This is a genomic window from Bacillus sp. S10(2024), from assembly GCF_050473865.1.
Taxonomy (GTDB): domain Bacteria; phylum Bacillota; class Bacilli; order Bacillales; family Bacillaceae_G; genus Bacillus_A.
The window spans coordinates 991,922-1,017,545 of the sequence record NZ_JBFLUR010000002.1 but is presented as its reverse complement, the minus strand read 5'-3'; the positions used below and the strand labels follow the sequence as shown (position 1 = coordinate 1,017,545).

At 34.7% G+C, this 25,624-nt stretch carries 27 protein-coding genes, 2 pseudogenes and 1 riboswitch; of the genes and pseudogenes, 7 read left to right on the top strand and 22 right to left on the bottom strand.

From position 1 onward, the window contains the following. Positions 1–49: 49 nt before the first annotated feature. The 9 genes from AB1280_RS05295 to phaZ all read right to left on the bottom strand — a co-directional run bounded on the left by AB1280_RS05295 (position 50) and on the right by phaZ (position 9,121). Positions 50–1,441, bottom strand: coding sequence for a sensor histidine kinase (locus tag AB1280_RS05295; RefSeq protein WP_429755106.1), 1,392 nt, complete (start codon positions 1,439–1,441; stop codon positions 50–52). 1 nt (position 1,442) lies between these two features. Then, positions 1,443–2,120, bottom strand: a complete 678-nt coding sequence (locus tag AB1280_RS05290) for a response regulator transcription factor (protein ID WP_429757283.1) — start codon at positions 2,118–2,120, stop codon at positions 1,443–1,445. 90 nt (positions 2,121–2,210) lie between these two features. Further along, entirely contained in the window at positions 2,211–3,458 is a 1,248-nt protein-coding gene (locus AB1280_RS05285) for a DUF1015 domain-containing protein (protein ID WP_429755105.1), read from the bottom strand. Between the two features lie 57 nt (positions 3,459–3,515). Further along, the gene (locus AB1280_RS05280) at positions 3,516–4,688 is read right to left on the bottom strand and encodes a 3-phosphoglycerate dehydrogenase family protein (protein WP_429755104.1); all 1,173 of its coding nucleotides are present in this window, start codon (positions 4,686–4,688) and stop codon (positions 3,516–3,518) included. A gap of 12 nt (positions 4,689–4,700) precedes the next feature. Further along, complete coding sequence (gene serC / locus AB1280_RS05275; protein WP_429757282.1) at positions 4,701–5,783, bottom strand: 3-phosphoserine/phosphohydroxythreonine transaminase; 1,083 nt, start codon at positions 5,781–5,783, stop codon at positions 4,701–4,703. A 223-nt stretch (positions 5,784–6,006) separates the two neighbouring features. After that, complete coding sequence (locus AB1280_RS05270; RefSeq protein WP_272187566.1) at positions 6,007–6,198, bottom strand: DUF378 domain-containing protein; 192 nt, start codon at positions 6,196–6,198, stop codon at positions 6,007–6,009. Between the two features lie 417 nt (positions 6,199–6,615). After that, complete coding sequence (locus tag AB1280_RS05265; RefSeq protein WP_429755103.1) at positions 6,616–6,822, bottom strand: NETI motif-containing protein; 207 nt, start codon at positions 6,820–6,822, stop codon at positions 6,616–6,618. Between the two features lie 4 nt (positions 6,823–6,826). Beyond that, entirely contained in the window at positions 6,827–8,002 is a 1,176-nt protein-coding gene (locus AB1280_RS05260) for an MFS transporter (RefSeq protein WP_429755102.1), read from the bottom strand. 222 nt (positions 8,003–8,224) lie between these two features. After that, positions 8,225–9,121 (bottom strand): intracellular short-chain-length polyhydroxyalkanoate depolymerase, encoded by an 897-nt coding sequence (gene phaZ, locus AB1280_RS05255; protein ID WP_429757281.1) that lies wholly within the window; start codon positions 9,119–9,121, stop codon positions 8,225–8,227. Positions 9,122–9,309: 188 nt separating this feature from the next. Here phaZ and AB1280_RS05250 point away from each other — a divergent pair, with 188 nt between their 5' ends. The 3 genes from AB1280_RS05250 to AB1280_RS05240 all read left to right on the top strand — a co-directional run bounded on the left by AB1280_RS05250 (position 9,310) and on the right by AB1280_RS05240 (position 12,300). Beyond that, on the top strand, positions 9,310–9,726 hold the full coding sequence (locus AB1280_RS05250; RefSeq protein ID WP_429755101.1) for a MarR family winged helix-turn-helix transcriptional regulator: 417 nt from the start codon (positions 9,310–9,312) through the stop codon (positions 9,724–9,726). Positions 9,727–9,743: 17 nt separating this feature from the next. After that, on the top strand, positions 9,744–10,943 hold the full coding sequence (locus tag AB1280_RS05245; RefSeq protein WP_429755100.1) for an MFS transporter: 1,200 nt from the start codon (positions 9,744–9,746) through the stop codon (positions 10,941–10,943). A gap of 94 nt (positions 10,944–11,037) precedes the next feature. After that, positions 11,038–12,300 (top strand): serine hydrolase domain-containing protein, encoded by a 1,263-nt coding sequence (locus tag AB1280_RS05240; RefSeq protein ID WP_429755099.1) that lies wholly within the window; start codon positions 11,038–11,040, stop codon positions 12,298–12,300. Between the two features lie 38 nt (positions 12,301–12,338). Here the strand turns inward: AB1280_RS05240 and AB1280_RS05235 are convergent, their stop codons facing one another. From AB1280_RS05235 to AB1280_RS05225, 3 genes are all read right to left on the bottom strand, one after another. Next, positions 12,339–12,707: a group-specific protein gene (locus AB1280_RS05235; RefSeq protein WP_429755098.1), complete on the bottom strand. Its 369-nt coding sequence runs from the start codon at positions 12,705–12,707 to the stop codon at positions 12,339–12,341. Then, positions 12,704–12,841, bottom strand: coding sequence for a hypothetical protein (locus AB1280_RS05230; protein ID WP_429755097.1), 138 nt, complete (start codon positions 12,839–12,841; stop codon positions 12,704–12,706). The genes AB1280_RS05235 and AB1280_RS05230 overlap by 4 nt, the downstream gene beginning before the upstream one ends. Before the next feature lie 308 nt (positions 12,842–13,149). Beyond that, positions 13,150–13,401 (bottom strand): hypothetical protein, encoded by a 252-nt coding sequence (locus tag AB1280_RS05225; protein ID WP_272187918.1) that lies wholly within the window; start codon positions 13,399–13,401, stop codon positions 13,150–13,152. A 101-nt stretch (positions 13,402–13,502) separates the two neighbouring features. Next, a riboswitch (SAM riboswitch) is annotated at positions 13,503–13,601 on the bottom strand. Positions 13,602–13,748: 147 nt separating this feature from the next. Here AB1280_RS05225 and AB1280_RS05220 point away from each other — a divergent pair. Continuing rightward, positions 13,749–13,940, top strand: a complete 192-nt coding sequence (locus AB1280_RS05220) for a hypothetical protein (protein WP_272187558.1) — start codon at positions 13,749–13,751, stop codon at positions 13,938–13,940. A 61-nt stretch (positions 13,941–14,001) separates the two neighbouring features. Here the strand turns inward: AB1280_RS05220 and AB1280_RS05215 are convergent. Next, positions 14,002–14,154: pseudogene (locus AB1280_RS05215) on the bottom strand (YwiC-like family protein); the annotation flags it as partial. A gap of 98 nt (positions 14,155–14,252) precedes the next feature. Next, a pseudogene (locus AB1280_RS05210) lies at positions 14,253–14,470 on the bottom strand (hypothetical protein); the annotation flags it as partial. A gap of 105 nt (positions 14,471–14,575) precedes the next feature. Here AB1280_RS05210 and AB1280_RS05205 point away from each other — a divergent pair. Further along, positions 14,576–15,670 (top strand): tetratricopeptide repeat protein, encoded by a 1,095-nt coding sequence (locus AB1280_RS05205; RefSeq protein ID WP_429755096.1) that lies wholly within the window; start codon positions 14,576–14,578, stop codon positions 15,668–15,670. Beyond that, positions 15,670–15,840, top strand: a complete 171-nt coding sequence (locus tag AB1280_RS05200) for a hypothetical protein (RefSeq protein ID WP_429755095.1) — start codon at positions 15,670–15,672, stop codon at positions 15,838–15,840. The genes AB1280_RS05205 and AB1280_RS05200 overlap by 1 nt, the downstream gene beginning before the upstream one ends. 409 nt (positions 15,841–16,249) lie before the next feature. On the opposite strand, the gene AB1280_RS05195 is transcribed toward AB1280_RS05200, so the two are convergent. From AB1280_RS05195 to rraA, 6 genes are all read right to left on the bottom strand, one after another. Further along, positions 16,250–16,936, bottom strand: a complete 687-nt coding sequence (locus AB1280_RS05195) for an ECF transporter S component (RefSeq protein ID WP_429755094.1) — start codon at positions 16,934–16,936, stop codon at positions 16,250–16,252. Then, positions 16,906–18,564 (bottom strand): ABC transporter ATP-binding protein, encoded by a 1,659-nt coding sequence (locus tag AB1280_RS05190; protein WP_429755093.1) that lies wholly within the window; start codon positions 18,562–18,564, stop codon positions 16,906–16,908. The genes AB1280_RS05195 and AB1280_RS05190 overlap by 31 nt, the downstream gene beginning before the upstream one ends. Beyond that, the gene (locus AB1280_RS05185; RefSeq protein WP_429755092.1) at positions 18,543–19,421 is read right to left on the bottom strand and encodes an energy-coupling factor transporter transmembrane component T; all 879 of its coding nucleotides are present in this window, start codon (positions 19,419–19,421) and stop codon (positions 18,543–18,545) included. The genes AB1280_RS05190 and AB1280_RS05185 overlap by 22 nt, the downstream gene beginning before the upstream one ends. A gap of 6 nt (positions 19,422–19,427) precedes the next feature. Further along, on the bottom strand, positions 19,428–20,168 hold the full coding sequence (locus AB1280_RS05180) for a DUF4430 domain-containing protein (protein WP_429755091.1): 741 nt from the start codon (positions 20,166–20,168) through the stop codon (positions 19,428–19,430). 58 nt (positions 20,169–20,226) lie between these two features. After that, entirely contained in the window at positions 20,227–21,870 is a 1,644-nt protein-coding gene (locus tag AB1280_RS05175; RefSeq protein ID WP_429755090.1) for a DUF4430 domain-containing protein, read from the bottom strand. 496 nt (positions 21,871–22,366) lie between these two features. Continuing rightward, the gene (gene rraA, locus AB1280_RS05170; RefSeq protein ID WP_429755089.1) at positions 22,367–22,846 is read right to left on the bottom strand and encodes a ribonuclease E activity regulator RraA; all 480 of its coding nucleotides are present in this window, start codon (positions 22,844–22,846) and stop codon (positions 22,367–22,369) included. 121 nt (positions 22,847–22,967) lie between these two features. On the opposite strand from rraA, the gene ybaK reads away from it, so the two are divergent. After that, positions 22,968–23,441 carry a Cys-tRNA(Pro) deacylase gene (gene ybaK / locus AB1280_RS05165; RefSeq protein WP_272187547.1) on the top strand — a complete coding sequence of 158 codons (474 nt, stop codon included), beginning with the start codon at positions 22,968–22,970 and terminating at the stop codon, positions 23,439–23,441. 34 nt (positions 23,442–23,475) lie between these two features. Here ybaK and AB1280_RS05160 read toward each other — a convergent pair whose 3' ends face one another. Together AB1280_RS05160 and AB1280_RS05155 are read right to left on the bottom strand one after the other, a co-directional pair. Beyond that, a complete protein-coding gene (locus AB1280_RS05160; protein ID WP_429755088.1) occupies positions 23,476–24,765 on the bottom strand; it encodes an ABC transporter permease in 1,290 nt (429 codons plus the stop codon). Further along, positions 24,746–25,444 carry an ABC transporter ATP-binding protein gene (locus tag AB1280_RS05155; RefSeq protein ID WP_429755087.1) on the bottom strand — a complete coding sequence of 233 codons (699 nt, stop codon included), beginning with the start codon at positions 25,442–25,444 and terminating at the stop codon, positions 24,746–24,748. The genes AB1280_RS05160 and AB1280_RS05155 overlap by 20 nt, the downstream gene beginning before the upstream one ends. Positions 25,445–25,624: the final 180 nt, after the last annotated feature.

Below are 25,624 nucleotides of genomic sequence, written 5' to 3'. Positions count from 1 at the left end.
TCCATCTAAAAAGTAAAGAGGTTTTTAGGTCGTTTTTAACTTATATACCCTAAACATTATTAGTTATTTTCGGAAGATAAATTGTAAACGTAGTTCCTTCGCCTTTTACACTTTGGACAGTAATACTTCCTTCATGAAGGTCAATAATTTTTTTTACAATTGAAAGCCCAAGTCCACTACCTTCAATCGTTCTATTTCGCGCCTCATCTACTTTGTAGAATCGATCAAAAAGCTTGTCAATCTCATCTTCGCCCATACCAATCCCTGTGTCAGAAATCGTAAGACACAATTCCGATTCTTTCTCTTCTCCATAAAATGAAATGGTACCGCCACTTTCTGTGAATTTAATACTATTCGTCAGTAAATTTGTCCACACTTGATGGAGTAAGTTTTCATCACCGTACACTTGTATACCTGGAACATCCAATTCAATTGCAACATCTTTTTCACGCCATTGCCACTCTAACATAAAAATAACATCTCTTATTTGTTTTCCAACATCAAATGTTTTCTTATCTAAAACTCTCTCTTCTTTATCCAGAGATGCAAGCGTTAATAATTGTTTACACAAACTAGACATACGTCTACTTTCTGATTCAATAATTTTCAAATAACGCTTACGCTCAGATTCACTCATCTCATTTGTTTGTAACGTCTTCGAAAATCCTTGAATCGATGAAAGTGGAGATTGAAATTCATGGGAAACGTTTGAAACAAACTCTTGTCGCATCCGATCTAAATCCTTTAAGCTTTTTGCCATTTTACGAAAACTGACAGCCAGTGTTCCAATTTCATCTTTTCGATATTCTGGCAGGGCTACTTCATACTCTCCGTTTGCAATTTTTTTTGTTGCATTTGTAAAAAGCTGAATAGGACGCACAATAAACCGAGCTGCAATTGCAATAAGAATAATACTTAATCCAACCATTAAACATAATAATACAGAAAAGAAAATACGCATTTCACCAAATTGTTGCTGAATATCAGGACGAATAAAGAGCGCATACTGCTTATCATCATGTTGGATTGGAATCCCAATACTATTTAAAAGTTCATTATCAAAAAAGCCTGTTATAAACAACCGTGTCGGATAAGTTGAAATACCATTATATGTATGACCTTTTAATACACTCTCTATTGTTTCGTCACTCACATTAATTTTTCGAAATGCATTTCCATATCGTTTTCCTTGTTTTTGATCATCTACTACATAAATTTCAAAACCGAGATTAGAAATAGATTTCAAATATTCTTCTCGATTTTGTTCATCGGATTGCTCATATAAATGTTTTACTTCTTGTGCGTATTTTAAAATTTTTTCACTGTTATATGGTTTCAAATAAAGATGATAATACACATTCGATAATAAAAACCCAATCATACTGCTAACTAACATAATGACAATCGATATTATTACAAATCTTGAATATAATGATCGCATTTTATTTCAACTCCAATTTATATCCAAGACCACGTACCGTCTTAATTTGAAAATCATCTGTCCGTTTCGAAAAACGATCACGCAATCGCTTAATATGGACATCTACAGTGCGTTCATCACCTGCAAAATCCACTCCCCACACAAGTTCAATCAATTCTTCACGAGAAAAAATCCGTCCGGGGTAACTCGCAAGCTGTGATAACAACTCAAATTCTTTTAACGGCAACAAAATGATTTGTTCCTTGCAACGTACTTCATAGCTTTTTCGATCGATTGTCGTTCCATGCAATTGAATGACATCTGCACTTAGCATTTGATAACGGCGTAATAATGCTTTCATTCGAAATAATACTTCAGCAGGTTCAAATGGCTTTACAATATAATCATCTGTCCCGACGGAAAAGCCCTTCTCCTTATCTACTAACTGATCTTTTGCTGTTAACATAATAACTGGTATATCATAATATTTTCTAATTTCTTCACAAAGTGTGTAACCATCTACATGCGGCATCATGATGTCAACAATTGCTAAATGAATCGTTTCTTTCTCTAATATAGACTGTGCTGCTTTTCCATCTTCTGCTTCCCACACTGTATACCCTTCTTTTTGAAGATGATAACGAAGGAGCTCTCTTATATGTAAATCATCATCAGCTAACAAAATATGTATCATATATATCAAACCCTTTCCTTCAGTCAGTACGACTATACATTATAAGATAGGTACATAATATGCAAGAAAAAAAGAGAAAGCAATTTGCTCCCTCTTCTATTCCAACGAATGAATAAATAAACCGCTGCGAAGTTTTGGTTCAAACCATGTTGATTTTGGCGGCATTACTTCCCCTGCATCTGCAATAGCTAATAAATCTTCCATTGTTGTTGGATACATTGAAAAAGCAACGGTCCATCCTTCCTCATCAACCATTCTCTCTAACGCTTTCAGTCCTCGTATTCCTCCAACAAAATCAATTCTGTCATTTGTACGCGGATCATCAATATGTAAAATGGTATGTAATAATTGATCTTGTAAAATTGATACATCTAATCTATTTACGACATCCTTTTCATCAACCCTATCTTCTTTTACAGTCAATTTATACCATACTTTATTCAAATACATTCCAAACGTATGACGCTCTGTCGGTTTAAAAGGTGCTACTTCTGCTTTTTCTACATAAAAAGCTTGAGATATCGCTTGTAAAAATTGTACTTCTGATAACCCATTTATATCTTTTACAATGCGATTATAATCCCAAATCTCTAATTCATCTTTCGGAAAAAGTACAGATAAAAAGTAATTAAACTCTTCTTCACCTGTATAGTCTGCATGCGCTTCGCGGCGCATCATTCCCACTTTCACAGCCGATGCAGAGCGATGATGACCGTCAGCAATATATAAAGAAGGGATGTCCTCAAACAATTCGATTAATGTAGCGATAACTCTTTCTTCATGAATAATCCACGCTTTATGTCCAATTGCATCATCGGCTGTAAAGTCATAAACAGGGCCATGCGTTATTTTCCAATTCGCGATTACATTTACAATTTCATTGTTCCCGCGATATGTTACAAAGATAGGTCCTGTATGAGCATTACACACATCAACATGACGGATACGATCTTTTTCTTTTTCAGCTCTTGTCCGCTCATGTTTCTTAATTGTGTCGTTTATATATTCATCAATTGATGTACAAACAACAAGTCCTGTTTGAGAACGACCATTCATTGTAAGTTCATAAATGTAAAAACATGGTCGTTCTTCTTGTATAAGCACACCCTCTTCAATTAAGTATTGTAAATTTCCCTTCGCTTTCTCATACACCGCATTAGCATATGGGGAAATAGATGAATCTAAGTCAATTTCTGCCTTATCAACATGCAAAAACGAATATGGATTATCTTTTGCAGTTTCTCTAGCTTCCTTACTATTGAGTACATCATATGGAAGAGCAGCTACTTCATTTGCTCGCTCTTGTATAGGACGAACTGCCCGAAATGGTTTAATTGTTGCCACCAAAATCTCCTCCTTATCCTCATTAATAGGTAGTAAACTCTAGAAGCACCTACCACTTTATACAATCATTCGCACTGCTACGACACCTGTAATGTTTCTAATATTTCCCACAATATCTTCTTTAAGAATATCATCTATCCCATTATCAATATCAATCATTGTATAGGCAAAAGAGCCTTTACTACGATTAATCATATCTGCAATATTTATATGATGCTCCGCTAAGCATGCCGTAATTTGTCCAACCATGTTTGGAATATTTTGATGCGCAATTGTAATTCGTTTTTTGCCGATATACGGTAGGTCTACATCTGGATAATTTACTGAATTGCGGATATTACCCGTTTCTAAAAAACTTTGCAGTTGCCGTGCTGCCATAATCGCACAATTTTCCTCTGATTCATATGTAGATGCACCAAGATGCGGCGTTGCAATGACATTTTTCATTTGCAGCACACGCTCGTTTGGAAAGTCTGTTATATAATGATTCACTGCCCCCGTATGAAGCGCCCGTTCCAACGCATCTTCGTCAATAAGCTCGCCGCGAGAAAAATTTAAAATGCGAACTCCTTTTTTCATTACTTGAAGTGCATGTTCATTTATAAAACCTCGCGTTTGTTCAACCAATGGAACATGTAAGGTAATATAATCGCATGTCGCAAAAACTTCTTCTAAACTAAACGCTCGCTGCACTTGTCTTGATAATCGCCAAGCTGTTTCAACAGAAACATATGGATCATAACCAACGACGTCCATTCCTAATGATAAAGCATCATTTGCAACAAGGGCCCCAATTGCACCTAGTCCAATAATCCCAAGACGTTTCGAGGCGATTTCTGAACCAACATATTGCTTTTTCCCTTTCTCGACAAGTTGAGGTACTTCTTCACCTTGCAGACCTTTTGTCCATACAATACCGTCTACAACATTACGAGATGACATAATTAAACTTGCAAGTACAAGTTCTTTTACAGCATTTGCATTAGCTCCAGGTGTATTAAAAACAACAATCCCTTTTTCTGTACACCGTTCTACTGGTATATTATTTACACCTGCCCCCGCTCTTGCAATTGCTTTTAAATCACTTGAAAACTCCTCATGATGCAATGAGTAGCTTCGTAATAACATACCATCAGGATTCTCAATAGTTTCTCCTATTCTATATCTCTCTTTTGAAAACGTAGCAATTCCTTTTTCGGCAATTTGATTCAATGTTTGAATATGAAACATTTTTTCATCCCCTTATTTGAACTTCTTTTCAAATGCATACATGAAATTCACAAGTGATTGTACACCTTCCACTGGCATTGCGTTATAAATACTAGCACGCATACCGCCAACTGAGCGATGCCCTTTTAATTCTTCAAGGCCATGCTTTTTCGCTTCTTGAATAAACAATGCATTTCTTTCATTTGAAGACGTTGTAAATGGAATATTCATTAAAGATCGATATGTAGTATGTACTGGTGAAGTGAACACGCTTGATCCATCTAAAAAATTGTATAAAATTTCTGCTTTTTTGTAATTTCTTTTTTCAATTTCCTGTACGCCTCCTTGTACTTTCAGCCACTGCAAAACTAGTTTTGTTACATAAATACTGAAAGCTGGCGGGGTATTATAAAGTGAATTATGTTTACTGTAAGTTTCATAGTTTAACATAGTCGGACAAGAAGATTTAGCAGCGCCAATTAAATCCTTACGAACGATGACAACCGTTAATCCTGCAGGTCCTAAATTTTTCTGTGCTCCAGCATAAATGAGTCCAAACTTTGTAACATCATACTCTTCAGATAAAATATTGGAAGACATATCAGCAATGAGTGGGATTTTTCCTGTCTCAGGAATGTTTACATAACGCGTACCTTCAATTGTATTATTCGTTGTAATATGCATATAATCTATTTCTTGAGAAAGAAGTGTACGATTGAATTCTGGAATGGATGTAAATCGGTCATTTTCAGAAGATGCAACAACCGAAACCGTTCCTACTTTTTCTGCTTCTTCGATTGCTTTTTTTGACCAGGAGCCTGTATGTACATATGCCGCTTGTTTATATCGGTGCATTAAATTTAGTGGAATCATGGAGAATTGTAAAGATGCGCCTCCTTGTATAAAAAGGACTTCATAATTTTCAGGGATATTCATTAACTCACATAATAAACTTTTCGTTTCGTCTATAATTTCCTGAAAAGCTGTTGATCTATGACTCATTTCCATTATCGACATACCTGTTTCCTGATAGTTCAGTAATTCTTTTTGTACTTGCTCTAAAACAGGAATAGGAAGTATAGATGGCCCCGCTGAAAAATTGTATACTCGATGCATCATATTCCCCTCTTTCTACTTCGTTTTTATAAATTTTAAAACTTTCTGAATTATAACTCATATAAAATACCCGGTCAAATTGTTTTCCCTATTTTATTCCAAGAAGTATTGGAACCGTTCTCATAAGTGTTTTTTAATGAAGTTCTTTACTTCTCTTTCGTATTGACACAAAAAAAGTGTTAAGCACGTCTGCTTAACACTTTGAATAATAATTGTATAATTGCTAATTACTTGCAAAAAAACGGTCATAAATTTGATATAATGCAGAAATACCAATAAGCCAATAAACAGTATCAACAAGTGCTGGCACAGAACCAAAAAGTTTTTCCACCAGATTAAAATCTAACGCAACAAATAACCAGTTTAAACCGCCAATAATCACCAGAATTGCTGTAAGGTAAGACAAAAATTTCATTATGATTGCCCCCTTGGTGAAAAATGGTGAAAGGCCTTTCGCTATATTATATGCATGGAATTCTTGAATTTTCCCATTTTTATATTTATTTTTTCTCTTAAACAAATTACCTTCTTCGCATGAAAGGAAAACTCCTACTACTTATCTCCTTTGAATCTTAAAGTAGCGGTTACTTGCCAACTTTCCAATAAAAAATCCACGCAATCTATATATCCATTTTAATTTTTAGACATATAAGTCGCTGCTATGCAGAATACAACATGACCCGTACTCGCTTTCTCCCCCTGTTTTAAACCTTGCATGTGGCAGAAAAAGGTCCCTGACCGCTTCTATGCATGGCTAGATGCTCTCACCCACCTAAAAAGAAAAAGGGTTTTTATGTCGATTTTTTAATTTGTATTTATATAACGTTGAACTTTATACCGTTTTTATCTTTCCTTCAAAAATTATTTTTCGTCCACAAGGTTCTACAACCGTTTTTCCATCTCTTTTCACCTCATGAAAAATAGGTTCTTCCATACGACGAGACGGTGCGTAGCCCTCCTTTTCCATTCTTTCTAGGCACTGTGTAATCGTTTCATCTGGCAATACTTCAAATTTTTTCTTTTTTAATTGCTTTGTCATTGTTTTACCTACTTTCTACTTTCCTTATCATTGCTTGACTTTTCATATATGTCACATAAACAATTGAAATGACTGCCATTATGATCATAACGGCAAAGAAAAAGCTTGTATACTGTATTTTCTCTATAAATAGTCCACCTAATACAGGCCCAGTAATGCTTCCGATACTAAAAGCAATTCCGCACAAAATATTTCCTGCTGGTAATAAATGTTTAGATAATAAATCTGTCATATAACCAAGTCCAAGTGAAAAACATGATCCAATAACCATACCAGCAAGCAACATACATATAAATACAAGCCAATAATATTTATCGAATATAGCTGCAAATAGAAAAATCACTGTACTGACGCTAAACGCCCATGTTAAAATACGCTCTCTTCCAAGACGATCACTAAGTATACCAAGTGGGATTTGCGTAACAATTCCACCAATCGAAAATGCTGGCAATAAAAATGAAATTTGTTCAACGGACCACTCTTTCCTCATCGCATATACTGGTAAGTTGCTATTAAGCATCCCTTCCAATACTCCGTATGCTAAGGGTCCAAGTAGCGCAATCCACCCTATTATCCATACTTGCTTATATCGCTGCAAAGATGATTCATTTTCTTGATTCAATTCTCCTTGGTCAGGAAATGCGTTTTGCGTTGGAATCAACAATAACCATCCTATTAAACAGAGGACAGTTGATACAATAAATGGTGTTGCAATACCGTATTGTACTGTACTTGCTAAATAAGGCCCCAGCGCAAAGCCGATACTAAAAAATGCTCCGTATATAGACACTTGTTTCCCTACTTTGTGCGGACTTGCTGTTGTCGTAATCCAAGTTTGCGTTCCAACATGTAGCATATGATCCCCTACCCCAACTAAAAAACGAAGAACAAACCATACCCAAAAAGAAAATGTTTGCGTAAATACAAATAATGCTGCAACAACAAGAAATCCTCCAATTACAATAAGCGGTTTCATTCCAAATTTTTGCATCGGTTTCTCAAGCCAAGGTGAAATAACAAGAATACCAATATATAATGCCGTTGCATGAATGCCATTAAAACTTGAGCTAATTCCCTCTTTCTCAAAAATCATTGCAATTGCCGGTAACAACATACCTTGTGAAAGTCCGGAAATCGCAACAATTCCAACCATAATCCAAAACGTATACTTTCTACCCATTTTATTACGCTCCCTCGATAAACTCACATCCTTTATTATAGATGTTTTATCCATAAATCGTATACTCTTAATTTCCACAAAAATAAAGCTAGAAGTCCATACTTCTAGCTTTCAGCCTTCCCATACACTTGAGAGAATGTTTAAAAATATAATTTCTGAATAAGCATATACAACATTCTATTACAGGATACATTTCGTATTTACAAGTAGGAAACAATGTAGCTACTCTTTCAAAAATGTAATTACTTCATTGATAAACACATCTAAACAATCAATAAATGGAGAATGTCCACAATCATCTAGCATGACCAATTTTGCATTTGGTAAATGTTTTGCCAACTCTTCACCAACTACTTTTGGTACTACATAATCACGATCACCTTGGAGAACTAATGTTGGTACTTGAATGCGATTCATATCCCCGTTTCCAGGTACAACTCCGTTATGTTCATCGGATATATTAAATGTTACAAGTCCATAATTTACATCAACAAAATTGCGCTGCGTCAACATATCATTAAGATATTTCTCATAGCGATCCGAACTAGGTTGATGATGCGTATAAATAAGTAAATTCCAGACATTGCGATAATACTGCTTATCCTTTTGTTTTAAAGCTTCAACAACAGGTGCAATTTGAACAGGATCTTCGGCTATTTCTTCTTTTGTTTTTAAAAGGTTATATACAATGGGTTGACCATTTATATCCTTCTTAAAAATCGGATATCCTTTCATGCCTACTGATTCTACCAATATGAGTTTATTTACATTCATCGGATAAGCTGCTGCAAACTGCATAGCAACTCCTCCCCCCATTGACCACCCGACTAATGAAAAATTCTTTAATTGCAGTTCATCTACAAACAACTTCACATCTTCTGTAAAATCATTCAATGAATCAATCGGATGATGATAAGTCGAAAAGCCAAAACCTCGTAAATCAAGGGCATAAATATGATAAGAATTTTGTAGTTGTTCGATAACTAAATCCCAATGCTGTGAAGATGTCATATTCCCGTGAATAAGCACTATTATTTCTGTTCCACTTCCCGCTTCTTGATAAGCAATTGTTTCTCCATTTGATAATGCTACTGATTTCATAATGGTCGGTTTCATTATTCGCTTCCCCCTTTAAAATTATCAATAACGAAAAAACAGAAAATTCTAATTTAATCATATTACGCAGAATGTATGTTCTCAATCTGAAATTAATTTATTTTTCACATAAGCATAGCAATATACTACTAGACAATTCAGAAAAAAATAGATATAGTTAGCTAGGTAACTAATTAGAAAGGGAATACACTATGGACGAAAAACAACACTTTTTTCACACTGTCAGCCAAACCGCTCGGAAATTTTCTAAACACTTCAATGAGCGTGTTTCCCCAACCGGTTTATACAGTGCGCAGTGGGCTGTGATCTTCAGGCTAAATCAAACTGGACCTTGTACACAAACAGAATTGTGTCATTATTTAAACGTTGAATCTCCAACAATGACCCGTACTTTAAAACGCATGGAATTAATGGAATGGATTACTCGAACTGAGGGAACAGATCGACGCGAGAAACTCATTTCTTTATCAGAAACAGCAATTGCAATGATACCAAGTTGGCAGGAAGAAGTAGATTCATTTGAGAAAAAGACATTACAAGATATTAGCGAGGAAGAACTACGCCTTGCTTTTCACGTACTACAAAAAGTAATTCAAAATCTTGATTAAAAATTGGAGGGATGACTATGGAAAGTCAAAGACTTTGGACGAAAGACTTTATTGGAACATGTTTGAGTAGTCTATTTCTCTTTTTAACATTTTATATGCTTATCACCACTTTACCTGTATATGTTATTGACGGATTAAAAGGAAAGCCTGAAGAAATGGGTCTTGTCGCTACAGTGTTTCTTATTTCTTCTGTAATCTGCCGACCATTTACAGGGAAATGGCTTGATGATTTAGGAAGGAAGAAGATTTTATTCATCTCCCTTTCGTTATTTTTAGCTGCAACAATCATGTACTTTGGTGCACAAAGCTTATTCTTACTGCTTGCTCTTCGCTTCTTTCATGGCATCGGATTTGGAATGGCAACAACAGCTACTGGTACAATCATAACAGATGTAGCACCACCCCACAGGCGCGGTGAAGCACTTGGTTATTATGGAGTATTTATGAGCTTACCGATGGTTATCGGTCCTTTTTTAGGTTTAACAATCATTTCCAAGTTCTCGTTTACAGGTTTATTTATCCTTTGTTCTATATTTTCTATACTTGCTTTTTTATGCGGACTATTAGTAAATATTCCTGACGAAAAAACATCAGGCAATAACGAAAAGAAACGTATGCAATGGAAAGATTTAATTGAGCCTTCAACAATTCCTATTGCCCTTACAGGTTGTGTACTTTCCTTTGCTTATAGCGGTATTCTTTCATTTATTCCCGTTTATGCGAAAGAGCTCGGCATGGCAGATATTGCCAGTTATTTCTTTGTTGTATATGCCATTGTAGTTGTTATTTCCAGGCCATTTTCAGGAAAAATATTCGATCGGTTCGGAGAGAATGTTCTCATTTATCCATCAATTATTATCTTTATGATTGGAATGTTCGTTTTAAGCCAATCGCATACTCCATTTTGGTTACTAGCTTCTGGCGTACTTATCGGCTTTGGATATGGAACTCTAATTCCAAGCTTCCAAACAATTGCAGTTAGTGTTGCACCAGATCATCGACGCGGATCTGCGACAGCCACTTATTTCTCATTCTTCGATACAGGGATTGGTATTGGTTCATTCGTTCTAGGAATTATCGCAGCACATTCAAGTTATCATCATATGTATTTTATTTCTTCCATTATCGTTGCATTTACATTACTGATTTACTATATTCTTCATGGACGGAAACAAAAGTTCAAAAAGCAAACAACGCAAGAAAAATTATCTGCTTAATCCTATAAGAGAGAGTAAACTTCTACGTTTACTCTCCTTTTTTTTGCTTCTCAATAGGCTTATCTCTTATAATAAAACTAGAAGGAGGCTTATTATGAGACTAAAAAAATCCCCGCTCATTTTAATCATTTTGATTTTTTTATGTATCTTGACTGGTATGGGATTTACGTTATTCAATCCAAATAAAAGTTTTTCTTCAAGACAAACAGTAACGAAAAAAAATTGGTTACAAGATCCTTATCTCCGTTGGTCTTATTCACATATGTGTGAATTAACATCAACAAAAGTTGTTGTTAAAAATCAAAATTATGTATCCTCAATTCCAACTAATTTGCAAAATCTAGATCATCTAGAAATCACAGATGAAGATGAAAATAATACCACGGTTCGGAAATTATTAGAAAAACATAAAACAGATGCCTTTATTGTTTTACATGATGGAAAGCTTGTATATGAACGGTACTTTCATGGATATAAAGAAAACGAACCGCACGGTATGGCATCAGTAGCAAAAGTATTTACAGGACTGCTCGTTAATTCACTCATTGAAGAAGGAAAGCTACAACCCAATGCAACTGCTGAAACATATGTAAAAGAGTTACAAGGAACACCATTTGGAATCGCAACAATTCAACAACTTTTAGATATGCAAGTTTCAGCAAAATATCCAACTCACGGTTTTAAACAGGCTGGATTAGATAACCAAGATGCACAATTATATTTAGCAAGCAATCTTCTTCCTCGTGGTAAATACTATAATGGACCGACAACAATATACGACATGTTACTAGAAGCAAATGAAACCGCTGCTCCAGGGGAAACATTTTCATATAATAACGGTTCTGCTGAAACACTAGCCTGGCTCCTTCGTACTGTAACAGGAAAATCACTCGCAGATTTAGTAAGTGAACGGATTTGGTCACCAATTGGCGCAGAAGAAAATGCATATTACGTTGTTGACAAAACTGGAGTGGAACAGGCAAGTGCAGGATTAAATACCACTGCACGAGATATGGTGAGATTCGGAAAGATGATTTTAGACAATGGTGTATATAACGGGAAACAAGTTATTTCTTCTTCTATAATTGAAGAAATTAAGGATATTAAAAAATACGATCTCCCTGTTGGCGATGGCGAAGAATATTCATATCATAATCAGTGGTGGATCTCCCACAATGAACATAATGCCTTTGAAGTACTAGGCAGTTATGGACAACGATTATATATCGACCCAACTGCACATATGGTTATCGTTCATTTTTCTTCCAATGCGAATCATAATGGAGAAATACAATCCGCATATAGCAAAATGTATTTGCAAATTGCTGAATACTTGCAGAGAGAGTCCTCTAATTAAGTTCAAATCCCTAAATTTTTGTTACGAAAAGAGCTGTCTCATGACAGCTCTTTCTCTATAATTGTAATTACATATTTCCATTGTTCTTCTGAAAAACATAACGGTTTTAACTGAAATACCATAGAACAGATCTCTTCTATATAATGAACATTTTCCTGTAAAAATTTCCATTGGAGCAACTTAGGTATATACAACTCTACAACTTGTTCACTTTGTTCTACTAATATGTCTACTTCTCTCTCACAAATACCTCTTATAAGATATTCTTCTCGCACTTCTTGTTTGACTTTAGAAAATTGCTTACTATTCTCCTTTATACCAAGTAAACAATCCAGATAAGAAAAAAACAAATCATCTTCTCTTTTACATACATTCGCAATTTTGTAAATCAGTTCCCTATTTTTCATAATCTTGTTGCCTTTTCATATATCTCTTGCAGCCATTTCTCTCTTTTTTCTTGTTTACTATTTTTCACTTGTTTCAAAATGGCACCGATGAAGCTATAAGAGTTTGGATGTGCATATACAATTAATATGTTCATTGTAAACAACACCTTCCTTTAATTCCCTTTTGACTTTTTCTACGCTCACATGCTATTCTAATACATGTCAAGGGGCAAGCCTCTTTGACAAAACAACTGACACCTATTCGGCGATGGTGTCCTTTTTATTTGTTAGCCGAAAACGCTCATCTTTAGGGGCACATTTAATTTTTTAACACTACACACTCAGCACCATTCTCTTGTAAAAAGACTGCATAACACAGTCTTTTTATCTACATAACGCTCTTCGAACAAAATGAATTTTCAAATAAATAATACTATAAAAAAGGAGAGTAACCCCCTTTTTGTTATTTTACAATGTAATATATCCCCTTATCATCTATACATTTATGTTGCTCTGCTAACGTAATTTTCCCATCTAATTTTAGTTCATCTAGCAGTCGTAGTAAGTAAAATTGCTGCAGCATCTTCTTCGCAAATTTCCCTTCATGTTCTGCTGCAATATGTTGTTGAATATCTAATAATGTAATCGGTTCTTCCTTCTCTTCCATATATTTATAAATTGCATTACGTAGTGTAATATATTTCTCAAGTGTCATAACATGCTCGTTCCTTTCTTCTCGTTGTCCATCTTTCATTATCGGTTTTTTTTGCAATAAAAAAACCTCTTCGATAAGAAGAAGCGGTACATATCTCTTCCTTCTTATCTGTCAGAACAAAACTGTTCTGCTGGAATTAGCACCTACATCGTGGTTGCTGGGTTTCATCGGGCCAGTCCCTCCACCTCTCTGGATAAGAAAATATTCACTTTATCTCTTACTATAATGAATATAACCTAAAAAGTCAATTCTCATAAGAATAATCAGGATTTATTTTTTAGACTGCTCTGATATTTTATTTTGTTTTGCTCATACTACAAATGTATAAGACCAAAGGAGGCGCAGTCATGCAAAAAAATGCACGTGGTCACGTTCAAGATTCTTGCCAAGCTTTACACGAAGCAAAGAATTGTTTACAAAATGCCTTACAAACAGTTGAGAAATCAGATAATCGTCAACGCATTGAACAATCTTTACAAGCTGTTCAACATGCACTGCATCAATGTGATAGTACAGCTGAAGTTTTATCTCAAGAATAAAAATGCCTTACAAAAAAAAGTAAGCACATATGAATCATGCTTACTTTTTTATTACTTAATATCAGCCCGTAAATTGAAATAACACTATAGTAGCAATGAAAAAATAAATTGAATTGACGATTTCCCACACACCCACTTTTAAAACAGATACTTTTTTACCATACAAAACGATAGCTCGAATGCAGCTTGGAATAAACGTAATGACAAACCATGGTGTCTTTAGGTGTCTTTAGGTGTCTTTAGGTGTCTTTAATTGAACAATTCCAGTTACAACAACACACTGTAATCTTTTTTCATTATAAAATTTTTTCCTCAAACCCTTTTATTCTCTATCTCCTTCTCCCATTCACTTAAATATGGTAATATTCATGATCGTTAGGCCCATCAAATAACAAAGAAATAAATTCTAACTCATTCCCATCATAATCGAGAAAATATATACTCGCTGCCGACATTCAGCTTTGAACAATCGGTTCTTCGCTCCCTTTTCCTTGACTTCCAATCACTTCTTTTCCCCTCTCCTTTAACCAAGTTTAGACCTCTTTAAAATCTTAGTAAAAGAAAAAAATTTCTCAATAACTAAATATTTTAAAACTTGATACAATTGAATAAATATAAATTAGGAGGGTTTATGAATGGAGACTACAAAAGTTGCGATAGAACAAATTACATCTCTACTAAATAAATGGCACGATTCAATTCGTAATCAAAATACTGTTCTTGCACTTGAAATTAGAAATGATGTAAAGGAAAAAATTGATAACATCGAGGGAAATCAAAATATTTTATTCTACTACTCTTTACTAGAGTTTAGATATCAATTACTTATAAATGATTTTAGAGAATCAAAAATTTTGTCAGAAAAAATAAACAGCTTTGAAAAACCAGCTGACAATTTTTTAACATATTACTATTATTTTTTTAAAGCAATACATGCTACTGAAATTGGTAAATTTAAAGAAGCTAACGAGTACTTTAACAATGCTAAAGAGTTACTAAAGAATATACCTGAAGAAGCTGAGAAAGCTGAATTTTCCTACAAATTCGCAGCATTCAACTATCAAATTCGTCAACCACTTGTGGCTATCAATTATGCAACAAAAGCCAAAAAATATTATGAAAATTTATTAGGAAATGAAATTAATATTGCTGGTTGTACCAATATTTTAGGACTTACATGCACTTCTTTAGGTCAATATGAAGCTGCTGAAGAATATTTCATAAATGCTTTAGATATTGTTAATAAAAAGAAAAATACACAACTTGCTCTAAAAATCAGACATAATTTAGGCTTCTTATATGCTGAGCAAAACTTATCTGAGGCTGCTATTAGAAATTTATCTGCTTCTATTGAAGATTCTGAAACTGATTATAAATGTACCTTTCTATTGGCAAGAGAACATTTTAAATTAGGTCATACTAAAGAAACAAATAAATTAATTGAAAAGGGATTGGAAATTTGTAATCGTTTACAAGCAATTGAATATAAACACCACTTCTCCATCCTTCATGCATTAAATACAAAATCACCAACTAGTACATTTGAAATAATAATTAAAGAAGGAATTCAATACTTTGAGCAAGAAGATTTATTAGGATTCGTACATGACTACTCTAAACAATTGGCTTTAAAGTTTTATGCTTCTAATCAATCAGATAAAGCAAGTCAATATTTTTACAAGTCACACGAAGCCGAACAAAAACTACAAGATAAGGAGGCTTTAAAATAATGAAAAAAACAGCTAAATTTTTTGGAATTACATTCGGATTAACTTTACTACTAACAGGACTTATTGGGTATACTCCTTCAAACACATTACAGGCGGAACATGGTAAAACATTCATGAAACAATCAGATGCTCTAAACTCTGTTCAAGAAGAACATGGAAAAACGTTTTGATTTTACAATAAAAAAATACATTATTCAGAGATAATTCATATAGTGGTTACTTTGAATATACAACAAAATATTTATCAATATACTAAAACCAAAAAGAAGATAATCCCCTGGGGGGTTATCTTCTTTTTTAAAAGACTATATCAGTACTCTCACTATTCTTTGGAGTATTTTCTTTCATCTTCTTCTCATTCACACTTAAAAGTGAAACCCATTCTTTTTACCTGTCATTATCGTATTTAGTGATTATATCGAATCGCTATTTAATTAAATTTTCAAGATAAAAAAGACACCTCCTACTGAATGTAAGAAGTGTCTCAAAAGGCAAACGAATATGTAAGTCGCGATCCTACTGTATATATTTATGTCGTACAAGAAAAATTTATTCACTATTTACGTAAGTGATAGTTCCTTACTCTAATATGCCATACTTCCTCTTAAAGCGTGTCAATATTTTAAGCCAGGATGTACTAAACATCCAAAGAAAAAGGACATTGGAAAGTGCATGGGCTAGATCAAAATAAAAGCTTGTCATATATGCTTTTATAAAAGTATCCCATGTTAATTCTTTCAAAAAGCCAATAAGGAACCATAAATTCATTATCCAGTTAAAAGCAAATCCTGCGATAAAGCCAAAGAGGACTCTTCCCCATAAAGTTTTCATCATCCACGTATGCCGCAATAATCCTGCCGAAAACCCCATCATACCCCAGCAAAACATTTGCCATGGTGTCCAAGGTCCTTGTCCTAAAAAGATATTAGAAACAAGGGCAGCTGTTGCACCGATAAGGAAACCAGTCTCACTGCCAAATACAATTGCTGATACAATAATCACAAACGATGTTGGTTGTACACTTGGAATGATTGAAAACGGAACCCGGCTAATCGCTGCAATTGCCGCTAGAACAGCTACCAGTACAATTTCACGTGAAACAAAAGCTTTTCTCTCAAAACGCACATAAAATGGTAGCATAATCATAATTAAAAAGAAAATGCTGCACCATATGTAGTATTGGTCCGCCACAAATGATGTAAATAAAAGTGTACTAATCAATACGGTTAAAATAGCTAAAACGATACAAGCATATCTTCTGGACACGCCTCAAACACATCCTCCCACGTTAAAGCATACGGCAATTGTTTACGAATAAACCGATTAATAGACGTTGTATAAAAAAAGTTCTCACTAAAAAAGCGCGCCGGTGTTTCTTCCATGATAATTTTCCCATCAAATAACATAATACAGTTATCCACATATTTTGCTGCGAATTCAATATCATGCGTCGCCATAACAATTGTCGTTCCTTCTCTTTGTAGTTGTTGAAACAACTTCCCCAGTTCTTCTTTCTTCCCTGGATCTAGTCCCTTTGTCGGTTCATCTAATACTAAGAGATTTGGCTTTAATAATAATACTGTACAAAGAGCAATTAATTGCTGTTCCCCACCGCTGCAATCATGCGGATGGCGATTACGAATATGAAAGATTGAAAACTTCCGAAGCATTTCTTCTACTTTTTCATTTGCTTCCCTTTTATATAGTTCTTCTGCGCGGCTAAGCAACTCGTCCCAAACAGTATCATGGGTGAAATGATAGTAAGGATACTGCGATACATAACCGATTTTTTGAAAGCGTTCTTTCGCTTCCACTTTATGAATGGGCTTTCCTTCCCAAACTACTTTTCCTCTGCGACACTTTTGCACTCCTGCTAGAAGCGTTAATAGCGTTGATTTCCCAGTACCATTTTTTCCAACAAGCGCTGTCCATTGCCCTTGTTTAACATTCAACGTCAAATCCTGTAAAATGAACGGTCCATTCTTTTCATATTGAAATGAAACATGTTTTGCTTGTAGTATTACATCCCCTTTTTCTATATGCTGTAATGGTATATCACACCGAAACTCATTTAAAATAGGACGAATTTGTTTTTGTGCATCACGAACGGTAAACGGAACATGTTCAGCCTTCCACTCTAAAAACAACCGTGGGATTTGCGGAATATATGGACGAAACGCTTCTACTTTCCACATTTCTGGTATCACTTCATTTGGCTTTCCATCATACACAACAGTTCCTTCATCTATAAAAACAATTCGGTCGGCAAGAGGAACTACTTCATCTAAACGATGTTCACTCATAATAATTGTAATTCCTAATTCTTCATGAATTCGTTTCAATAGTCCTAAAAAATCTTTTGCTGCAATTGGATCTAACTGTGCTGTCGGTTCATCTAACAACAACAATTTAGGTTGTAAAACAAGTACAGCAGCTAAATTTACAAGCTGCTTTTGCCCTCCAGATAACGTATGTACAGATTGATGCAACATATCTTGAAATCCTAAAAAACTAATTAATTCAGCAATTCTTTTTTGAATGACAGTTGTTTCATAGCCGATGTTCTCTAATGAAAATGCAAGTTCTTGAATTACCGTATCCATCACAAGCTGATTCTCTGGATTTTGAAATACCATACCGATTTCCTGAGCCGATAATAAGTCTGGTATTGCTTCTAAGGATGCTCCATCATAATACATGTTGCCCTCTCTCATACCAATTGGGAGAAGTTCTTTTTTAAAATGTTTTAATAGCGTCGTCTTACCGCAACCAGAACGGCCTGCTAATACAACAAATTCTCCATGGGAAATAGATAAAGATACATTACATAAAGCAGCAGACTCCTCATCTGTATATGTAAATGACAACTCTTTTATTTCTGCATGCGCCACCATAACCACTCCCTTCCTTCCATTAGAATTGGTAGACTTATATACATAAGAAATGGAATAAATACAAATAGATCATTCCGATCTAAAAAAAGCGCCTCTACTTTTGGATAGATTGTTAAAATTCCATATTCCTTACTTACACCAAAAAGACAACATACAAATAAAATGACGAACAAGCTAAGAACAAACCAATCTCTGCGGCCCATACGATACCCAATATATGTACTTCGTTTCGTCACTCCAAATCCACGTGCTTGCATTGAATCAGCAGTTTGTAGGGCCTCTTCTAATGAGCAAACTAATAATACTTGTAAAAGCTTCATGCCGTTCTGCGCCCTTTCTTTCAAAGAGCCCACGTCCACTTGAACTCCCTTTGTTTTTTGTACAAGGGTAATATGAGTAAGACGTCTCATAAATAAAGGTACAAAGCGTACTGTAATCATCGTGAGTAATGCTGCCTTCGGTGAAATACGGGAAAATAAGTATAAAAACTTATGACTCGATATCATTTCATTATAAGAAGTAAACGTAAACATAATAACAATCAATGATAACGCCATTGTACATCCATATATTACAGCTTCTAATGTAATTGGATTAAAACCAATATAAAATAAAATTGTACTCCCTCGGTGCGTTAATAACGAATTGGCTATCGTAATAATAAAAGCGAAAAAAAGTGAACTAGGTAACATTTTTCTCAATTTTTCTCCATTGCCTTGCGTAATATTTAATATAAGGATCATACAAATTGCACCAATCAAAAAAACAGGGTGAAGACATACCATACATAGTATTATCACCCCTATATAATACAGAAAATTGATGAATGGATGCATTGAAGAAAATGCTAGTTTCATTACCCCTTACCGATCTTCTTTCCTATAATATAATGAATAAAACCATTCAATTTTATCGCCTTGCTTCACTTTATAGCTACCTGCACCCTTATTCACAGCAACACCATTCACACGATACATCCATCCGCTCCCGGCACCTTTAGATTTCTCGTATAAATTATTAATACCTTGAACATATACGCCGCTTCCCGAACCTGTATATTCCATTTGAACCCCTTTTTTCTTCAATGTTCGGCCTAACACTTTAAAGACTGTATCCCCGTCTTGAAGTTCTACTTCCGTTTCTCCTAAGATTGTACTTTGATCATCTCTTACTGATAACGTAACCGTCTTTACCTCTGGTTTTGATTTTGGTTCTGGTGTGGGTACAGGATTTACTTGTGCTTGCTGTACATTTTCTTGTTTCGGTGTTTCTTTCGATTCATTTACAGCTTTGGATTGTTCTTGTTGATTTTGTGATGGTTCTGCAGTTTTCGTTTGGGACTGATTTTCTTCTATAGATTTTGGTTCTGCAGCTTTTTCTTCTTTTTGTTTCTCTGCTTGTTTCTGTTCTTCTGCCGGCTTTTGTTCCTGCTTACTATCTTCTTGTTTTTGTTCTTCCTGTTTTTTCTCTTCTTGCTTCTTCTCTTCTTTTTTCTCTATTTGCTTTCCAACAACTTTTGTGTCGGTTTTCACTTCATTTTGACTACATCCCGCAATAAAGCTAATTGAGAAAACTAGCAATACAAGCCATTTCATCAATTTCATCTTTTACACACACACCTTTCATAATAAAATTAGGAGCAAATATTTGCTCCTAATTTTGTCAAGCCGCTTTTCTTCTCCATAATACATATGCACTGGTCATACATAATACGCCTAACGTAGTTGACGTAGCAATACCTCCGCCTGACATGCCTGTCTCTGGTAAGTAACGATTTTCTACTTTCGTATCGTTTTGTACAGATTGCTTTTCATCATTTGAAGCAGAAGGTTTATTCGTTTGCTTTTGCGGTTCTTCTGCTACTGGTTGTTTTGACTCATCAGTTGGTTTATTTCCTTCATTTGTTGACGCCTCTGTTTTTGTCCAATCATAAACAGAGCCTTTACCCGTTAAAAAGTTCTTATATTGTACAAGTGCTAACATTGCTTGCTCTGTTGTCATGCCACTCTCTTCCGTATCAGCTGGCAACCATTTAAATCCACCATTTTCTAGTTGATAGGATAATAGATTTTGGACTGCATTATAATTGTTTTTTGTAAATAAAGCACTCGTTGGATCGATACTAGCTGCCGCTAGTCCAAGAACAGCTTGTGCTACACTGTTAGCATTTTCTACACCACCAGATGAAAATCCACCTTTACCTGTTTGTGTACTAGCTAAATATTGCTTTGCTTTTTCTAACGATTGTTTTACTTCTGCTTGATCTTGATATGGTGCTAATGCTACAAGGGTCATTCCTGTTACATCAGCATCACCTGGTTCTTCTAATTTACCCATATACGCCCAGCTACCGTCTGTATGTTGTAATGTTAAAATAGCTTTAATTAAGGCGTCACGATTCCATTTTGCATTTGCTGGCACTTCGTATTTTTTTGTATCTAACGCAATTAAACTAAAAACGTAATCTGTAATAGAATTTGTATTTTCAAAGTTATATAACTTTGAAATTAAGTTATTACTAGCAATGTTTGTTGGATCTCCATCTACTGCTGTAACTGCTAAAATAGTACGTGCTAATTCAGTAGAAGAAAATTTATTTTCTTTTTCTTCTACACGTTCTACTATCGATTGTAAATAATTAAACTTTGCATCTTTAGAAACTTTTTGGCCTGATTGAGTAAGTCCAATCATAACCCAGTCACCATCAATACCATCTATCATCATCTTTTGGGCAGTTTTTGTAATTGCTTCATCAACTTTCTTTATTACATCAACTTTTGTAGGTTCTTGTGGTTTTGGTGCATCTGGCTTATTAGTACTTGGTTTCTCTGTATTCGGTTGATCTGTATCCTTCTTACATGTACCAAGTTTATCTAACACTTGCTGCAAAGTTTCTTGACTCATATTGTTCCAATCAACAACATAGCGATACGCCACAACATCTCCAGCCTTTAATTTATAGCTATCTGCCCCAACCATTGGTGATTGATTATTTACCTCATATGTCCATCCGCTTGTTGCACCTGCCATTAAGCCATCAATACCTTTAATATATGCACCATATGGTGTGTTTTCTGCCGTTACTTTATTACCCATTTCTTTTTGCAGGAAACTATAGGCTGTCTCTCCATCTTGAATTGCAACTTCTTTTGGACATAGCATAATTCCTTTTTGCGAATCTCCAACAATTGCTAACGTTGCTGTATTCCCTTCAGCAAACGTAATATGTACAGTATTTACAAAAGACAAAACAACCAATGTAACTGTCATAAATGACGTTATTAACCACTTTTTCATGTTCGTCATACTGATGAATCATCCCCTCTCCTATAAATCACATAAAGTGAAACTTCCATCAGTGGGGGGACTTCATCCCCCACCTATTTTCTTCTCTCCCAACCCTGAAGTGGGAGTCTTACTGCCCTTTAATGCGGGATTTAAAACACCCACAATAGATGCCACATAAACACGCAGCTAAACAAATATTCAATAAGTGTTTAACATCTCTGTTGCTTCCTTTATATAGGAAACAACACTGTTTTACATCATAGATTTTACGCTCTTGCAAATCCATAATGTTACAAAATTCTGTACTATTTTACTATTTATATATTTTTTTGTCTATCATTTCTCATATTTCCTTCTTAAGATTAACAATATTTTTATATGACTATTTGTAGGAATCCCCCCCTCATCTCAAGATTGTAAGAAATCAAGAAAAAGATAGACCTCGTCACAACCCAATAAGGAATGAAAAACATTAATAGAAGATTCACTTTATCTCCTCATTTTTTATAATAACTCACCGATGAATTTCTTTTTCACATACAATTACACCATCTTCGTCAACATAAACATAATTTCCCGGAATCCAAGAGACTCCGCCAAAAGACAGCGGAATATTTGTTTCTCCCTTCCCTTCTTTCATACTTCGCTTTGGCATCGTCGCAATCGCTAAAATACCGAGTTCGATATTCCGAAGCTCTGCACAATCGCGAACACATCCATAGATAATGATACCTACTAAATTGCGCTTTCTTGCTATGTTTGCTAAGTTATCACCAAGTAATGCACAATTTGTTGAACCCTCTCCATCTACGACTAGTACCGTTCCCTCTGGTAGCGTCTCTATTGCTCTTTTTACGAGTACGTTATCATCTTTTACTTTCACCGTCGCGATTTTTCCATAAAACTGCTTTTTCTTTCCATATGATTGAAATAATGGCTTACACACTTGCACTTCCATTTCATTGATATCATAAAGATCAGTCGTTCTCCACATCATTTTCCCTCTTCTCTTTTCATAATTTATGTTACATATTCTTGTCCTTTCTTATTTCCCCTGTCTTATGTTGCAAAATTTTGTATACTAAATAGAAGAAATAAAAAAGGAAGTGTGTAACATGAGTAGTAAAACAAACTCTTGTCGTTTATTAGATAAACACAAAATCGCCTATACAGTTCATAAATATGAATGGGATGAAGAGAACTTAGATGCGAAACATGTCGCTGACCAAGTTCATTTACAATTAGAACAAGTCTTTAAAACACTTGTCCTTCGCGGCGATAAAACTGGGGTGATTATGGCTTGTATCCCTTCGCATAAAGAGCTCAATTTAAAAGCATTGGCATCTGCAAGTAAAAATAAAAAAGTTGAAATGATTCCAATGAAAGAAATACTCGGATTAACAGGTTACATACGCGGCGGCGTTTCACCACTTGGAGTCAAGAAAAATTATCCACTCTTTATTGACGAATCTGCTGCAAATCTAGACCCAATTAGCATTAGTGCCGGAAAAAGAGGACTACAAATTTTTATGAACGGCGCTGACCTAATCAAAGTTAGTAACGCAACACTGACTTCCATTACTTCATAACAAAACCTGTCTCAATAGATGAGACAGGTTTTGTTTACATTTCTCGGCGAATTGCTGATAACACATTAATATTCGTTGCTTTTATTGCCGGCCTTAGTCCAGAAAAAATTGCAATAATTATACTAATAGAAACAGAAATAACAATAAGAAATGGAGGAATCATTGAAAACATAAATCCTTTTGGTGCTTCCGTTTTTGCAAATTCTTTTAATAAGATTGGAATTAATTCATTTACACCTAAACTAATAAGGTATGAGATGAAAATCGCTAACAAAGAACCACCAAACCCAATTATTGCGCTCTCCATTACAAACATCCTTCTAATAATTGCTGGATTTGTTCCAATGGCTTTCATAATACCAATTTCACTTGTCCGCTCAGTTACAGCCATCGTCATCGTATTAAAAATTCCAATTGATGCAATTAGTACAGCAATTGTACCTACAAAAATCAGTCCAATCTTTACAATTAAGAAGAAGGTATCTACTTGTTCAATCTCTTCACTAACAGAATAAACATGATATCCCTTTTCTTTTAACATTTTTGTTGTACTTGCCACTGTTTCAAACGATTTTGCATATACCTTTATTTCAGGATGAAATAGTTCGTTTTTTTCCCCGTGCTCTTTAAATAATTCATTTATTTCGTTTTCTGTTTCTGCATTCATATAAATCCGATTGTCTTCCATCCAATCTCTTGATGGTGCCTTTAAAACTCCGACAACTGTAAAATTGTATTCTTTTTTCACTTCGCCTTTCTCATCCTTTATTTTTATAATTATACTCTTATTTAAAAGTTTCCCTTCATAACCAGCCACCTTTTTATCCGGCTCATTTTCTATTACTTGTTTTTCTTCCGCAGTTAACAAACTCTTCGCGAAATTATGACCAATCACCACTTCTGTTTTGTTTTTCGGAAGGCGGCCTTCTGCTAGTTCTGCTTGTGCTTTCATTTCTTCTTCCATATTCGTTGTTACTGCTTGTACATTTCCAATACGATTTTCAAAGAAAGCCTCAGTGTGAGACGCCCAATATTTCCGCATAATTACAGCTTTTATTTCAGAACTTTGCTTTAAATACTTTAAATCTTCCTCAGAAATTTCTTTTTTATCTTTTTTTCCATGAATACTAATTTCCGTAACAATTTGTCTTGATAATATTTCATCTGTAATACTCTTTTGTAGTCCAAAACCAACAGAGGCTAAGACAATAAGAAATGCGCAACCAATTGTTGTCGCAAAAATCGTCATAAATACTCTTAACTTATTTTTCTTCATATTCCGCCATACAAATTGTAATTGATCTTTAAACTTCAAATGGAACACCCCCATCTACTAAACGCCCATCAATTAGACGTAATTTCCTATTAGCAATTGAAGCCACTGCTTCATCGTGGGTAATCATGACAAAGGTAATTTTCTTTTCTTCGTTCAATTGTTTAATCAGATGCAAAATCTCCTGTTCTGTTTCTGTATCCAAACTTCCAGTTGGTTCGTCAGCTAAAATAATCTTCGGCTCTGTAATAAGTGCCCTTGCAATACTAACACGCTGTTGCTGCCCACCTGATAATTCATTCGGATAATGATTCATATATGATTGCAATCCTAATTTTTTAAATAATTCTAAAATCCTATCTCTCCTTTCTTTCTTTTCTATTCCCTTCAGTGTAAGCGGGAGTTCCACATTTTCAAAAGCTGTTAAACTAGGTATCAGTTGAAAGTTCTGAAATACAAATCCAAAATGTTCTAATCGAAATAGAGCCCATTCTTTTTCAGTAAAATTTGTTGTATCAGTATCTTGCACGAAAACACTGCCCATATTTGGTGTTATATACCCTGATAATAAATGTAATAGAGTTGATTTTCCCGAACCACTTCTACCAACGATTGCTACTCGCTCCCCTTTATTTATAGAAAATGAAACATTGTCTAACACTCGAATAGATTGTTCTTTTCCTTTTTTACCGACTTTAAAAGAGTATGATAAATTCTTTACTTCAATCATAGAATTCCTCCATCTTCTTATTATTAAGTGTACTATTACATATAGTACACTTAATACACTATTAAACATTCCTAATTTTGTCAATCGTTTTTTAATCTGAAGTATAATTTGATAATTTAAATAATTCATAGTATAATGCTTAAAAATCTATAGGAGAGATTGCTTATGTTTAGAATAGAT

What these genes read in the sequence shown, in the direction of transcription:
- AB1280_RS05245 (WP_429755100.1), top strand. Translation starts at nt 9,744, where the DNA reads ATGGAAAGTCAAAGACTTTGGACGAAAGACTTTATTGGAACATGTTTG.
- AB1280_RS05190 (WP_429755093.1), bottom strand. Translation starts at nt 18,564, where the DNA reads ATGGTGGCGCATGCAGAAATAAAAGAGTTGTCATTTACATATACAGAT.
- AB1280_RS05235 (WP_429755098.1), bottom strand. Translation starts at nt 12,707, where the DNA reads ATGAAAAATAGGGAACTGATTTACAAAATTGCGAATGTATGTAAAAGA.
- AB1280_RS05295 (WP_429755106.1), bottom strand. Translation starts at nt 1,441, where the DNA reads ATGCGATCATTATATTCAAGATTTGTAATAATATCGATTGTCATTATG.
- AB1280_RS05180 (WP_429755091.1), bottom strand. Translation starts at nt 20,168, where the DNA reads ATGAAATTGATGAAATGGCTTGTATTGCTAGTTTTCTCAATTAGCTTT.
- AB1280_RS05250 (WP_429755101.1), top strand. Translation starts at nt 9,310, where the DNA reads ATGGACGAAAAACAACACTTTTTTCACACTGTCAGCCAAACCGCTCGG.
- AB1280_RS05230 (WP_429755097.1), bottom strand. Translation starts at nt 12,841, where the DNA reads ATGAACATATTAATTGTATATGCACATCCAAACTCTTATAGCTTCATC.
- AB1280_RS05185 (WP_429755092.1), bottom strand. Translation starts at nt 19,421, where the DNA reads ATGAAACTAGCATTTTCTTCAATGCATCCATTCATCAATTTTCTGTAT.
- AB1280_RS05265 (WP_429755103.1), bottom strand. Translation starts at nt 6,822, where the DNA reads ATGACAAAGCAATTAAAAAAGAAAAAATTTGAAGTATTGCCAGATGAA.
- AB1280_RS05225 (WP_272187918.1), bottom strand. Translation starts at nt 13,401, where the DNA reads ATGACACTTGAGAAATATATTACACTACGTAATGCAATTTATAAATAT.
- AB1280_RS05240 (WP_429755099.1), top strand. Translation starts at nt 11,038, where the DNA reads ATGAGACTAAAAAAATCCCCGCTCATTTTAATCATTTTGATTTTTTTA.
- ybaK (WP_272187547.1), top strand. Translation starts at nt 22,968, where the DNA reads ATGAGTAGTAAAACAAACTCTTGTCGTTTATTAGATAAACACAAAATC.
- AB1280_RS05205 (WP_429755096.1), top strand. Translation starts at nt 14,576, where the DNA reads ATGGAGACTACAAAAGTTGCGATAGAACAAATTACATCTCTACTAAAT.
- serC (WP_429757282.1), bottom strand. Translation starts at nt 5,783, where the DNA reads ATGCATCGAGTATACAATTTTTCAGCGGGGCCATCTATACTTCCTATT.
- AB1280_RS05155 (WP_429755087.1), bottom strand. Translation starts at nt 25,444, where the DNA reads ATGATTGAAGTAAAGAATTTATCATACTCTTTTAAAGTCGGTAAAAAA.
- AB1280_RS05280 (WP_429755104.1), bottom strand. Translation starts at nt 4,688, where the DNA reads ATGTTTCATATTCAAACATTGAATCAAATTGCCGAAAAAGGAATTGCT.
- AB1280_RS05175 (WP_429755090.1), bottom strand. Translation starts at nt 21,870, where the DNA reads ATGACGAACATGAAAAAGTGGTTAATAACGTCATTTATGACAGTTACA.
- AB1280_RS05260 (WP_429755102.1), bottom strand. Translation starts at nt 8,002, where the DNA reads ATGGGTAGAAAGTATACGTTTTGGATTATGGTTGGAATTGTTGCGATT.
- AB1280_RS05220 (WP_272187558.1), top strand. Translation starts at nt 13,749, where the DNA reads ATGCAAAAAAATGCACGTGGTCACGTTCAAGATTCTTGCCAAGCTTTA.
- AB1280_RS05200 (WP_429755095.1), top strand. Translation starts at nt 15,670, where the DNA reads ATGAAAAAAACAGCTAAATTTTTTGGAATTACATTCGGATTAACTTTA.
- rraA (WP_429755089.1), bottom strand. Translation starts at nt 22,846, where the DNA reads ATGTGGAGAACGACTGATCTTTATGATATCAATGAAATGGAAGTGCAA.
- AB1280_RS05270 (WP_272187566.1), bottom strand. Translation starts at nt 6,198, where the DNA reads ATGAAATTTTTGTCTTACCTTACAGCAATTCTGGTGATTATTGGCGGT.